This is a genomic window from Acinetobacter sp. YH12063 (assembly GCF_013419715.1).
Lineage (GTDB): Bacteria > Pseudomonadota > Gammaproteobacteria > Pseudomonadales > Moraxellaceae > Acinetobacter > Acinetobacter amyesii.
On the sequence record NZ_VOZO01000002.1, the window covers coordinates 352,947 to 364,934 of the forward strand.

12 protein-coding genes are annotated in these 11,988 nt (G+C 41.7%); 2 read left to right on the forward strand and 10 right to left on the reverse strand.

Annotated elements, in window-relative coordinates; all coding sequences use genetic code 11:
- Positions 1-525: 525 nt before the first annotated feature.
- Complete coding sequence (locus tag FTU12_RS04585) at positions 526-822, forward strand: DUF2218 domain-containing protein (RefSeq protein ID WP_180109462.1); 297 nt, start codon at positions 526-528, stop codon at positions 820-822.
- A gap of 31 nt (positions 823-853) precedes the next feature.
- Here the strand turns inward: FTU12_RS04585 and FTU12_RS04590 are convergent, their stop codons facing one another.
- The 9 genes from FTU12_RS04590 to FTU12_RS04630 all read right to left on the reverse strand — a co-directional run bounded on the left by FTU12_RS04590 (position 854) and on the right by FTU12_RS04630 (position 9,209).
- Positions 854-1,915 (reverse strand): M48 family metallopeptidase, encoded by a 1,062-nt coding sequence (locus FTU12_RS04590; protein ID WP_180113836.1) that lies wholly within the window; start codon positions 1,913-1,915, stop codon positions 854-856.
- A 14-nt stretch (positions 1,916-1,929) separates the two neighbouring features.
- Entirely contained in the window at positions 1,930-3,036 is a 1,107-nt protein-coding gene (locus tag FTU12_RS04595) for a YjgN family protein (RefSeq protein ID WP_168378510.1), read from the reverse strand.
- 131 nt (positions 3,037-3,167) lie between these two features.
- Positions 3,168-4,013, reverse strand: coding sequence for an S-formylglutathione hydrolase (gene fghA / locus FTU12_RS04600; RefSeq protein WP_180113837.1), 846 nt, complete (start codon positions 4,011-4,013; stop codon positions 3,168-3,170).
- Positions 4,014-4,040: 27 nt separating this feature from the next.
- A complete protein-coding gene (locus tag FTU12_RS04605; protein WP_180113838.1) occupies positions 4,041-5,432 on the reverse strand; it encodes a C13 family peptidase in 1,392 nt (463 codons plus the stop codon).
- 125 nt (positions 5,433-5,557) lie between these two features.
- On the reverse strand, positions 5,558-6,376 hold the full coding sequence (locus FTU12_RS04610; RefSeq protein ID WP_218945800.1) for a class I SAM-dependent methyltransferase: 819 nt from the start codon (positions 6,374-6,376) through the stop codon (positions 5,558-5,560).
- Entirely contained in the window at positions 6,370-7,194 is an 825-nt protein-coding gene (locus FTU12_RS04615; RefSeq protein WP_078191179.1) for an undecaprenyl-diphosphate phosphatase, read from the reverse strand. Before FTU12_RS04615 ends, FTU12_RS04610 begins: the two co-directional genes overlap by 7 nt.
- A gap of 12 nt (positions 7,195-7,206) precedes the next feature.
- Entirely contained in the window at positions 7,207-7,872 is a 666-nt protein-coding gene (gene tsaB / locus FTU12_RS04620) for a tRNA (adenosine(37)-N6)-threonylcarbamoyltransferase complex dimerization subunit type 1 TsaB (protein ID WP_180113839.1), read from the reverse strand.
- Positions 7,873-8,033: 161 nt separating this feature from the next.
- Entirely contained in the window at positions 8,034-8,564 is a 531-nt protein-coding gene (locus tag FTU12_RS04625; protein ID WP_180113840.1) for a gamma carbonic anhydrase family protein, read from the reverse strand.
- A 36-nt stretch (positions 8,565-8,600) separates the two neighbouring features.
- Positions 8,601-9,209 (reverse strand): CoA pyrophosphatase, encoded by a 609-nt coding sequence (locus FTU12_RS04630; protein WP_078192365.1) that lies wholly within the window; start codon positions 9,207-9,209, stop codon positions 8,601-8,603.
- Between the two features lie 126 nt (positions 9,210-9,335).
- Between FTU12_RS04630 and FTU12_RS04635 the strand changes: the two genes are divergently transcribed.
- Positions 9,336-9,884: an NUDIX hydrolase gene (locus tag FTU12_RS04635; protein WP_180009934.1), complete on the forward strand. Its 549-nt coding sequence runs from the start codon at positions 9,336-9,338 to the stop codon at positions 9,882-9,884.
- A gap of 67 nt (positions 9,885-9,951) precedes the next feature.
- On the opposite strand, the gene FTU12_RS04640 is transcribed toward FTU12_RS04635, so the two are convergent.
- Positions 9,952-11,967, reverse strand: a complete 2,016-nt coding sequence (locus FTU12_RS04640) for a hypothetical protein (protein ID WP_180113841.1) — start codon at positions 11,965-11,967, stop codon at positions 9,952-9,954.
- Positions 11,968-11,988: the final 21 nt, after the last annotated feature.

Consider the following 11,988-nt stretch of genomic DNA (forward strand, 5'->3'; position numbering starts at 1 on the left):
CGTTTTTTCGATACTGATGATTGAGATCTCTATAATAAAAAAACCTAGGATGAACTGATGTTACGCAGTAATATCAGAAGCGTAATTGGTTCAAATAAAAGAAAGATACGCGGTAACGTCATCCGCATTTGTTTGAGACAGCACTACTTCTCATCAAATTTTTTTTGCAATACTCTAAATAAATAGACGCTAGAGAGCGAGTTTTGCGGTGAGGAGCATTGCTCCGCAAGATGGTTTCCTTGCGAAGCTTCGCATCTCATTTTGCCTAATGAGAAACATCGTTTCGTAAGAGTACCTCCAGCCGAAGGCTAATCCCTTTATTTAAGCCCTAGATGTAAGACTCCGTCGAATTGACTTAAATATCATTTTAAAAATGCAAAATTATTTTTTGCGTGCGTAACATCAGTGATTAATATGGATAAAGATCTCAGGGATAGAAACACAGCGTTGCATATTTAGACTTAACGAGCATCTATGTACTTTGCTAAGTTAAAGGACTGACGGCTTAATAATAAAATTGCATTTATGAAAAGTTCAACACAAATCACCACCGCCCAAGCAGCACGTGTTGCTAAACGCTTAGTCAATCATTGGAAACATAAATTTGAAGTCAATGAACAGCTCATTGGAGAAAATACTGCATTCAAGATTCAACTGCCCTCTGCAGAGGTCAGTCTTTTACCACAAGTTGCATTTTTAGATGTGGTGATTTCAGCCCAAGATCCAAGTGCAAATCTAGATCAATTGGAACATGTGGTTTTAGATCATTTGATCCGCATGGGGCAAGAAGAACTCAGTGCAACATGGCAACGTGAACCGTAGTCTACGTCGCCATATTGTCAAAGCCTTTCACTCAATGCTGATGTGATTGATAATTTCTAACTGCATCAATACGGGCTTTCGTCGCTGGATGTGACTCAAAGAAGTCTGTCCAAGATCTCTGATTTTTGGCAGTTTCATCCTCTGCACCTTTCTCTTTTGCTGTTTCACCATCAGCTTCATCTTCCATACGTTGTAAGAAGTTTGCAAAATGTGCCGTTGGAATTTGATGTTTTGAAAGTTGTTTTAAGGCATATAAATCTGCTTCAGATTCAAAGTCTCGTGAGTAACTCGCACCCACCGCAGCAACCGGTAAACTGGTAAGAATGTCAGAGCCATCCCCCGTAATCATCAACAAAATAATACTGATGCCTAAACCTGACAAACTTTGCTGCAAACTATGGCGTTGGACTAAATGCCCCTGCTCATGTGCCAGCACACCTATGAGCTCATAATCATTTTTCGCTAGTTTAACCAACTCATCTGTCACGATAATGGTGTTATTGGGTATCGCCAATGCATTTGCACCGATGCTGCCACCACCGCGGAATAACAACTTCGCAGGACGATTTTCAGCCACCAATTGTTGATATTCTTGCTTTAACTTGTCTTGACGTGCTTGTGGCAATTTTGTGGGTTCAGTTATATCGATAATATATTTTTCCGCCTGATCCCCCCAACTCTTTAACGCTGTCTCAGGCAGTTGATTGGCCACCACATGCGACGCCACAGGAATGCCCCATTTAATCAATACAAAAGCAAACGCCACCACGAAAATCACACTAAAAATGATTAAGGAGGGTGAACGCTCCAACTTCCAAATCGAATGCCAACGCGACTTTACATCGAGATTAAACCACTCCGGCAAGGGTTGATGAAACTCTAAACGAGCATCGTCCTTTAACTCGATCACTGGCTGAATATCACCTAACGCTCCAATCAGCGTCATATCTTGATAGGTGTAATGCTGCGTTTGTTCTAGGTCTTGACCATAACGCACAATCACGGCATGTTCCCCATCTGCGCTGATTTGAGCAACAAAGGGTTTTGACACTTTCCCATCATAATAGGTTGCATTCACTACTGATGTTTTCATGTAATTCACCTGTGTTATAAGGAAATATCTAGGTCAAAAATATCGGATAATTCTTCAGCAATTGCATTGTGATCTTGCTGCATTTGATTTTGTAATTGGTCTGGATCATCGACCAACATTAAATGCAAAGATTCCGTCTGATATTTATATAGTCGCACAACTGCCCATGGTGTCAGTAAACCGAGGCTAATCACTTTAGCCAACCAATTACTCAAGACAATCCATGCATAGCGCCATTGATTACAGTCCGTATGAAACTGACTGCGGCTCAACGTGGTGTTATTCCAAGTGGTAATAAAAATACGTGCAGCTGTGAGTGGCCAAATAAACATATAGCCAATCAAATACATACCAAAAATAATGAAGACATAAGATGCGTCATTTAAACCATCTGAACTACCAAACAGTATTGCAAAGATTACTGCCAGCAATGCACCAAAGCCCATAAACAGAAATAAAGGCACATACATGGCGCGCATATAATCGCCCCACGTATTATTCAGATTAAATTTCAACTGCCCCAGATACAAATGATTCAGACATTCACGTTTATATAGCCAGACCGCAACTGGTGTAAACAATCCAAGGGTAAAGACAACCACCGCAAGACATTTAACAAAGCACCAATATGCGCTTTTATTTGTCCCTGAAAAAAAGAATCGGCTATTACTAAACTTACTGTTGCGAGCACGGAAACGAATCGTAGATCGAATGAGCCAAGGAACCGCAAAGAAGATCAGGACAAAGCCCGCTAAGAAAGCTTCCCAAGAATACTTTATAGCAAAAGAGAAACCACCATAGACCACTAACGCAATGATTCGTCCAACTAAAATTTTTGTAGGCAAACCGGTAAAGTCAAAACGACGCTGAAATACCCAAGTATTACCGTAAAAATAACGTAAACGGCGGACCTTTGCCCAAGGCGCATAAAGTCCAAGCGTGACAATCGTCAGTAAGATATTCACAATCCAAATACCGAAATATTCAGACGCATTACCTTTAAACCTAAAATGATAATTTCGCCCCAAAACATCAGCCTGTTCTGTCTCACCAAATAGACTCGGTGGATTCATCACGGGCAGCTCTGGCGGAAGCGGCGTTTCCAATTGTGAATTTTGCATAAGTACCCTAAATTATTTTTTTTGGTATGTCGAATTTATTCATTTGCATGGCAATGCTCATCACCATGCCTTATTTATACGTATATCAAAGCAAGCTGTGCCTCAATATTTTTTAAACACTGGCTTTAGAATTAATGAACCGCTGTTTGCAATTGGACAGCGTGAAATTGCAAATGATCATCCATAAAACTTTGAATAAAATAATAACCATGATCATAGCCTGCATGTTCACGCAGTTCGAGTGGCTGCCCAACTTGCTCACACGCTTGCTGAAACAACGCCGGATTTAACTGGCTATAAAATTGATCATCAATGCCTTGGTCAATCAAAATGGCTTTAAACAAAGCCCCTTTGGATTGCACTAAAGCTGTAGCATCATGCTGAAGCCACTGCTGACGGTCTGAACCTAGATATTGACTAAAGGCTTTTTCGCCCCAAGGACACTGACTCGGCGCACAAATCGGTGCAAAAGCAGAAACCGATTTAAACAGGTCAGGATGCTTCAACGCTAAAGTTAATGCACCATGACCGCCCATACTATGTCCGAATATGCCAATCGCACCCTTTTGTACCGGAAATTCAGCCTGTACCAACGAATACAATTCTTCAGTGATAAAACGTTCCATTTGATAATGCTCGGCCCACGGTTGTTCCGTTGCATTAATATAAAAGCCTGCGCCTTGCCCAATATCCCAATGATCGCCTTGCGCCACCTGTTCCCCACGTGGAGAAGTATCAGGGCTGATTAAAATCAGGCCAAGCTGCGCAGCTAAACACTGTGCATGCGCTTTAATGGCAAAGGTTTCTTCAGTACAGGTTAATCCCGCCAAATAAAACAATGCAGGACACGCTTGGCCTTGTAAGGCTGCTTCTGGCAGAAAAATACCAAACTTTGTCGCGGTCTTTAGACTTAAAGAATCCAATTGATAAATGCGCTGCTCACCCGCAAAACAGGTATTTCGTTGTACTAATTCCATGATCTTTATCCTAAACTTTTTAATCTTTTAAGGCGTAACCGTCGTAGCCGGTGCAGTAGTCGTCGGCGGGAACAATCGTTGTTCTAATTGAGGCAACATTAATGCCATGTTTTTCCCCATCGACCACTGCGGTTCAGAAGGTTCGAAACCCTGCGCTGCTTCCCATTTCGCTACAGTCGCTTTGGTTTCATTAAATGCCGCTTGAATACTGGTCTGCTCACGCATCGCCTGATCAAAGAACGCACGGCCAAAATAGGTGTATTCAGCTTCATTCGAACAGCCAAAAGACTGACGATCTGCTGCCGATGCAGTAATGATTAAAGTATTATCATTTTGTAGTGCTGGAATAAAACTGCCTGAATAACATGAAGAAATCACAATCACACGCCAACGAATTCCGGATGCATCCAAGGCTTCTCTTAACCATTTAGGATCGACTTGCGCCAAATCCAAAGGTGCATTTTCCATTTCAAAGACATTCGGTAAACCATGGGAGGTCATATATAAAAATAAGACATCACTTTCTCGGTTCATCTGCTGACCAATACGACGCAGCGCCAACTCCATACTGGTTTTAGATGCCAGCGGAATTTCAGTGCGCGTTGCAGGGTTATTGATAAGCTCAACCGAACGTCCATAGGTGCCAAAACGTGTATCAAACTGTTCTTTAATCCGTTCAATTTCCAGTTTAAAGACATCTTGATAACTCGCACCCGCCACCCCTAAGAAGTACCAATGGGATTGGGCAAATTCACCATATTCCACTGCGTCTAAAGATTTATTGAGCAAACGGCTTTGTGCATAGAAGGCATCTTCAGCAAAGCTTGGTGGAACTTCTTCCACTTTCCAAATCGGCTGATCTTTGACTGAGACTTGCCACACGACCAAAGTAAATAGCGTCGCACCCATAATCAGTGCTCGCTCCCACCATGGCCATTTCAGCTCACGTGAAAATACCCAAACGACAGCCAGACTTTGCCAAACAAATAGAATAATGAATAACGTTGGAATGTAGTCGTACAAGAAGTATGGAAGAAAATCGAGATCTCCCAAATATTGAATCAAACATTGAAACAACATGATGTGCGTATCAAGCACCAACCAAAGCAATGCTGGGACCAACATTAACCGTGGATTATTCACACGTTGTGACAGGAAAATCCCCACGATTAAAGCAATAAATGGCCACAATGCGTAGCTAATGAGACCTTGGGCATTAAATTCGCCAATACGCCCCGTGCTGAGCCAACTAAATAAACTGTTGGCACAACCACCTAAAATCCCCCAAAACACCAATTGTAAAATCGATGGTCGAACGATTTGTAAAGAACGACGAGACCCCAAAAATAACCACATCCCCGCAGTTTGGTTGCTTTTAAAATCATGCCAAAAATTGATGGAGGGTTTGAAATCAATCATAGAGTTCTGATGGTGGCCTTGGCTCGCTTAATTGCACAAATAATTTTATGCCTGATGTCGTTTTTAGCAATGCTATTTTTTAACTATATAACAAATCTTTGAACAATATTGAAGCAAATATCATTTTAAGTCACAAGATCATGTTGGAAATATGCATCAAAGCGACAAGCATCACCTTGCCACTGATGTTGTGGCTCTTGATTCGCTAAAAAAACCGCCAATCGTGGACGTTTAACCACGACACGTTTAGCAATTTTTTGTGCTAAATCCAGTAAATTATCACCTAAATCCATCTCACCATCTTCAGGTAACAGCAAATGCAGTAATTGCATTTGTTTTTTGACCTGAGCTTGCTTTTTGACGGCTTGCTGGTTTTGATCTCGCTGCGGAAACATCGGATCGAGATAAACCACGTCAAAGATTTGATTGGTCGTCGACAAATGTTTCAAATAATCTGCCGAATCTGAAAAGACCAATTCAATTCGAGCTACAACCGAACTTAAAAACGCATCTTGCTGCGCACGTTGATGTGAGTCTTCCAATAGGGTAAATAAAATTGGATGACGTTCCACAAGGGTCACATGCGCACCCAAATGAGCCATCAATAAACTATCATGCCCTAGCCCTGCGGTTGCATCTACAAGCTGTGGTTTTTCAGCCAAATTACACGCACGTGCAATCATCTCAGACTTTAAGGATGCTCGCTTTAAACGCCCCACTTCTGCTTTCCAATCGGGTTGCATCTTCATGCCATTGGCCGCTAACCACAAACCATCTGCATCGACACACAAACTGAGTTCAGAGTTTAAACGTAAAAAACGCGCGTTTAATTTTTCAATCAATTCAATATTTACAGATACACCACGTGAAGAAAGCACAGCAGAATACTGCTGTGCTTTCTCATGAAACTCTTGTTCTGTGTATAAGCGGATTTCGCTTACCATAATTTCCAGCCTGTAAATGCGAACAATAAAATCAATAAACCTGAAACAATTCGATACCACGCAAAAATCATGAAATCACGTTTTGCCACATAAGCGACAAGCGCACGAATTAAAATCAATGCAGAGACAAATGAAACGATTAAACCAACGGCGATCACAGTCCAATCTTGAGTGCCTTGAAATACATCATAGCTTTGATATAAATCCAGCAAACCTGCACCGACAATAACCGGAATACCCAAAAAGAATGAAAACTCAGTGGCTGCTTTACGAGAAACCCCTAAGAACATGGCACCAATAATAGTCGCACCTGAACGTGAAGTCCCTGGAATTAAAGACAAAACTTGAATTAAACCAATCCAAATCGCATCTTTAATGGTTAAATCTTCTACTTCTTTGGCACGCACTTGCGGTGGATTTTTTTCGATCCAAATAATGATCAAACCACCGATAATCAACCCCATAGCAATCGCAATGTTATTGAACAGCAGCTCTTTCACCGTCTGACCAAACGTCAAACCAATCAATACGATTGGAATCGAAGCGAGAATTAAGCCAAAACCTAAACGGCGACCTTTTTCTTCACCAGTCACCATACCGGTTGCTGCGCCCCACAGGCGGCCCCAGTATTCATAAATCACCGCCGCAATCGCACCCATTTGAATTGCGATCACGAAAACATCACTTTTTTCTTTGGTCCAAAAGTTCATTAATTCTGAAGCCAGAATTAAATGCCCTGTACTTGAAATCGGTAAAAATTCGGTAATACCTTCAACAATACCCATGATTGCCGCTTTGAGCAGCAGTAGAAGATCCATATATAACCCTAATTATGGCTTGCCTTGTTCTGAAATTTTCTTCCAGGCGTTATCTCGTAAATATACGGGCAATGCAAGTTCAGCACTCACCCATGCTTTTCTTTGCGCCGCTTCGCGGGCAATAGTAGCAATATCTTGTGCTGTTGCACTTAAGTCTTTGTATTGTGTTTGTTCTGATTGAATGAGCTCACTACCAGAACCCACGACAGTAAATTTGATCTGTGGTGTGGCATCGGCGTAGCTTAATAATTGTTCTTCATCAACAGCCTGCATAATGCCATTGGCATCGAGTTGATAGCTGGCGATGTACACTTCTTGCATGCGTGCATCAAGGACTGCCGTTACTTGGGTCAAACCATGTACACGATGCGCCGCTTGAGCCAAAGCTTGCAAAGTTGATACTGGAACAACAGGTATATCATTGGCCCATGCCAAGGCTTGTGTTACCGCTGCATTAATACGAACACCACTAAATGAGCCAGGCCCACGACTAAATCCAATCGCAGTTAAATCAGCTAACTCAATAGCAGTTTGATTAAGCCCTTGCTCAATCATTGGGAGAATGGTTTGCGTCTGCGCTTTTGCCCGTAAATCGAGTTGAAAATAAAGCTCTTGAGTTTCATCTACAATCGAGACGGAACACTGCTCATTGGCAGTTTCCAATGCCAGTAATTTCATGCGCAACCTTAATTAAATTTAATCTTAAAAAACGTTGAATATGATACTCCACTCCATCGCAGTTCGCGAGATGTTCCACCACAGACTCAGCGCTTTCTGTATTTAATCTATAAAAAGCCTCGACAAACTTCGAGGCTTTTTTGCTTGCCATGTATAGCGTTCTAAAGTTCAGCGGCTTCTAGTTGAGTAAAATGTTTAAAATGAGCGGCATAGTGCATGGCACTCATTTTTAGACGTGCTTCCGCTTGTTCATCTAAAGTCTTAACAACTTTACCCGGTGACCCCATCACAACAGAGTTATCCGGAATCACCTTCCCTTCTGGAATTAAAGCATTTGCACCAATGATGCAATTTTTACCAATCACGGCATGATTTAGGACCACGGCATTGATTCCAATCAGACTATTATCACCTACGGTACATCCGTGTAGCATGGCTTGATGCCCAATCGTGACATAATCGCCAATGGTCATTTCAATGCCCGCATCGGTATGCAGCACCGCATTTTCTTGTACATTGGTAAAATCACCCAGTTTGATACGACTATTATCCCCTCGGATGACGGCTCCGAACCAGACACTCACTTCTCGGCCTAATTCAACTTGGCCAATGACCGTTGCATTTTCTGCAACCCAACCATCCCAAGGTTGATGCGTGGCTTTCGGGCTATATCCTTGAAATTTGTACAACATGATCAAACATCCTATTTTGACTTTCTAAATAAAGGTTTATGGCTCACGGCCCAAATGAAATGAAGGAGAATTTAATAAAAAAGGCCATTCTTTTTGATAATTCAGACCATATTGAAATAAGGAAATCAACATCCGTGCAGTCAAGCCCCATACGATTTCGTTTTCGATTCTTAAACTGGGAAAATAAAGCGATTGCTGGGCAAAACGAACTTCATATGGCGTTGGTGGCGTTTCTAAAAGCTGTCTTAATGATGCAAAAAAAATACGATCAATTTCAGTGGGTTGAGGTATCAAATTTACATCAGGCGGGATCAACCCTACGATCGGTTTAACCAACATCCCATTCCGAGCTTTTTGCATCGGTAAATCACCCAAAAGCTGTACATCAAATGGATTTAGAGCAGTTTCTTCTTGAGCTTCTCTTAAAGCCACCACGATATTACTGGTGTCTTGAGCATCACGTTTGCCACCGGGAAAGGACACTTCACCTGCATGATTATTCATATAGAGTGAGCGGCGGGTCAATAAAATACGTGGATTATCTTCTTGGGTAATCGCAATCAATACAGCAGCATGCGCGGGTTGAATACGCTTAGAAAAACGTAAACTTTGCTGCAATCGCTGAGTCAATAAACCCTCATCCATCCACATTACATCCTTATAATTATCTTATTTTCATCATAGCTGAATTTCGGCCAAGCTGGTTAGAAATGATGCCAAAGTTTTATTTTTAAGTTATTCTGACGGTTCACACAATCCATGACGATGAATATGAACTTTTGCTCAAACTGCGGACAAAAAACAAAAGAAGCGATCCCGCTTGGAGATCATCAGATACGCCGTATTTGTACCGCATGTGGGTTTATTCATTATGTGAATCCTAAAGTCATTTGTGGTGCTTTAGCCGTTTGGGACAATCAAGTTTTACTTTGCCGTCGTGCGATTGAGCCACGCTATGGGCTGTGGACATTACCCGCTGGCTATATGGAACTCTATGAGACGATGGAGCAGGGTGCAGCGCGTGAGACTCGCGAAGAAGCCGAAGCAGAAGTCAACATTGAGCAACTATATTGCATGTATAACATTCCCCGTATTGGGCAAATTTATGCCTTGTTCAAATCTGAACTAATCAATGGAGAATTTGGTGCGGGTGATGAAACCATTGAATCACGATTGTTTAGTGAAGAAGAAATTCCTTGGGATGATTTAGCCTTTCCAAGTGTGGAAAGAACGCTGCGGCATTATTTTGCTGACCGCAAAACAGGTCAGTTTGAAATGCATCTCGAAACCCTTGGTACGCGACTCGATCACACTGGTTAATTTGCTGCTCTCAATATTAAAAAAGCCCATCACTGATGGGCTTTTTTATTTTACTCATATTTGACGATTATTTTGCCTTGATGGTGTAACAAGGGGCCAACTCTAAAGAGATATCACCACCGCTTAACTTCGCCGTTTGAGCCGCAGCAGTATCATTTGGATTTTTTAAGCTATAAATATAACTAAAGCTGGCCAAACTATTCCCCCACTTCACCACTTTATTATCCGAATCCGTCAAAGCAACGCCAGATGGACGCGTGCCTGCATTGGCGTTAATCATATTGTGTAACTGCACTAAAGCACCGCCCACAACCATTGTGGTATCCGCAGATGTTTTCACACTTGAGTTCATTCCAATCAGCGCGCCATCAAGGGTATGGAAATATGGGTCAGCTAAAATCATACGAATCGAAATGGTATTTGGATTGATATTTCCTTCTGGTGTAAAAGTACGGGTTGTCGTTCCGATACGGTATTGCTGTACACCTTTGTCATCTTTCATTAATAGTGGGTCAAGCACATCTTTTCCGCTACAGCCTTCCGTCGCGTGTGTAGACAAGTCGACAATTTGACTATCTTGACGAGTAAATACATCATCTGGCACGCCAGATTTTATATTTGTGCGAATATCACCATTACGGTCAATCACCACACCCAATTTCACTGTTTTGATCGAGGTATCGGTAAATTTAAAGGTTAAATCTGCATATAACGGGAAGATATAATTTTGTCCAGCAGCAATATTTTCAACAGACTTAAAGACTTTTTTGTCTAAATACGACAGCGGATAGAGCTTGTATAAATCCATCGTGCCTTTAAATTGCACTTGGTTAATGTTTTGCTCCCATAGGCCTAATTTTTTCTTATCATCGGCCGTCAGAACATAATCATCTTTTTTAGCCATTAACGTTTTATATAAACTTCCACCCGTACCGACCACCATTTTGTCGGCAAGTAGCGTCCCTTGTTTAATAATCAGCGGGCCAGAGTTGGCTTCTTCTGCATCAAAACGGAAACCCAGAATGCCAGGTTTATCAATTTGCTTGGTAAGCGGATCAATCCAATTGTCCTGTGGCGTTGCTGTTAAACGTGTTGGTCGTACCTGCGTCAAGAGCAAGACATTCACACCACCAATGGTACTCAACTGTTGATCTACTTTGCCCTTCCACTGTAAACCACTACCAAAGGTCATACCTTGGCGGTCCGTCATTAACATGAAATGACCAAATAAATTGACTTTTGAACTATCGGTCGGCAAACATTCATTTTTATCACAGCCCACCAGTCCATTTGAACCACTGGCATTGGTAATCACGCCATCAGTTGAAAATAACGCAAACTCAGGCTGATATACCGCAGCCGTTGAGATATTCATGAGTTTTGAAACTAAGGTAAATGCATTTTCATTGCTGACTTCGGACAGGTCTAGCCAAGGTGTAAACAGGTCATTAAATTCCGTATCTGAACTGATACTGAAATCTGCTGTCGCGACATTTCGAGTGATTTGATCAATCAAAACTTTATCTGCATTGTTGATATAAACCGCTTGGATGTCTGTAGCTGTAACTGCACTATTATTTTTCAATGCCAAGGCTTGAATGATTTTGGCTAAACGCATGGCCACTTTAACCGTTGCGTCGCTATTTGAAATCGTTGCAGCAGGTTTACCCGCGATGCCGGCAGCCAAATCCAATAAGGTCAAACGTGGGGGTGTCGTGCCACTGGCTACATTTGAAATTTGCTTCAAATCCACTTTACCCAAATCAATTCGACGTGATTTTTCACCTTGGACAAAGAAAGTCACCGTATCGCCAATTTTGCAGGCACCTGTCGAAACTCCTTCTTTTAGATCAAATAAAGTAATGTAGGTATTTTTAACGTCGCTCGAACAATTAAAATTCAGACCTTCAATTGGATAATCTAAAACGAACTCAACACAGCCTTCAGTATTACTTTTACAAGTACCATTGGTCGTACTGGTATCATAAATTTCAGGATTCACATTTGCACTTTCACCGCCACAGCCACTGAGCGCTGCAACCAATGCCGTTAAAGCAAACGGTAATAAAATTTTATTTTTCATCCTAATTCTCTTTCTTATGTC

Bases quoted from the DNA above. Each gene is read 5' to 3' on its own strand.
- FTU12_RS04605 (WP_180113838.1), bottom strand. From the start codon at position 5,432: ATGATTGATTTCAAACCCTCCATCAATTTTTGGCATGATTTTAAAAGC.
- FTU12_RS04640 (WP_180113841.1), bottom strand. From the start codon at position 11,967: ATGAAAAATAAAATTTTATTACCGTTTGCTTTAACGGCATTGGTTGCA.
- FTU12_RS04630 (WP_078192365.1), bottom strand. From the start codon at position 9,209: ATGGATGAGGGTTTATTGACTCAGCGATTGCAGCAAAGTTTACGTTTT.
- FTU12_RS04625 (WP_180113840.1), bottom strand. From the start codon at position 8,564: ATGTTGTACAAATTTCAAGGATATAGCCCGAAAGCCACGCATCAACCT.
- FTU12_RS04585 (WP_180109462.1), top strand. From the start codon at position 526: ATGAAAAGTTCAACACAAATCACCACCGCCCAAGCAGCACGTGTTGCT.
- FTU12_RS04635 (WP_180009934.1), top strand. From the start codon at position 9,336: ATGAACTTTTGCTCAAACTGCGGACAAAAAACAAAAGAAGCGATCCCG.
- fghA (WP_180113837.1), bottom strand. From the start codon at position 4,013: ATGGAATTAGTACAACGAAATACCTGTTTTGCGGGTGAGCAGCGCATT.
- FTU12_RS04610 (WP_218945800.1), bottom strand. From the start codon at position 6,376: ATGGTAAGCGAAATCCGCTTATACACAGAACAAGAGTTTCATGAGAAA.
- FTU12_RS04595 (WP_168378510.1), bottom strand. From the start codon at position 3,036: ATGCAAAATTCACAATTGGAAACGCCGCTTCCGCCAGAGCTGCCCGTG.
- FTU12_RS04590 (WP_180113836.1), bottom strand. From the start codon at position 1,915: ATGAAAACATCAGTAGTGAATGCAACCTATTATGATGGGAAAGTGTCA.
- tsaB (WP_180113839.1), bottom strand. From the start codon at position 7,872: ATGAAATTACTGGCATTGGAAACTGCCAATGAGCAGTGTTCCGTCTCG.
- FTU12_RS04615 (WP_078191179.1), bottom strand. From the start codon at position 7,194: ATGGATCTTCTACTGCTGCTCAAAGCGGCAATCATGGGTATTGTTGAA.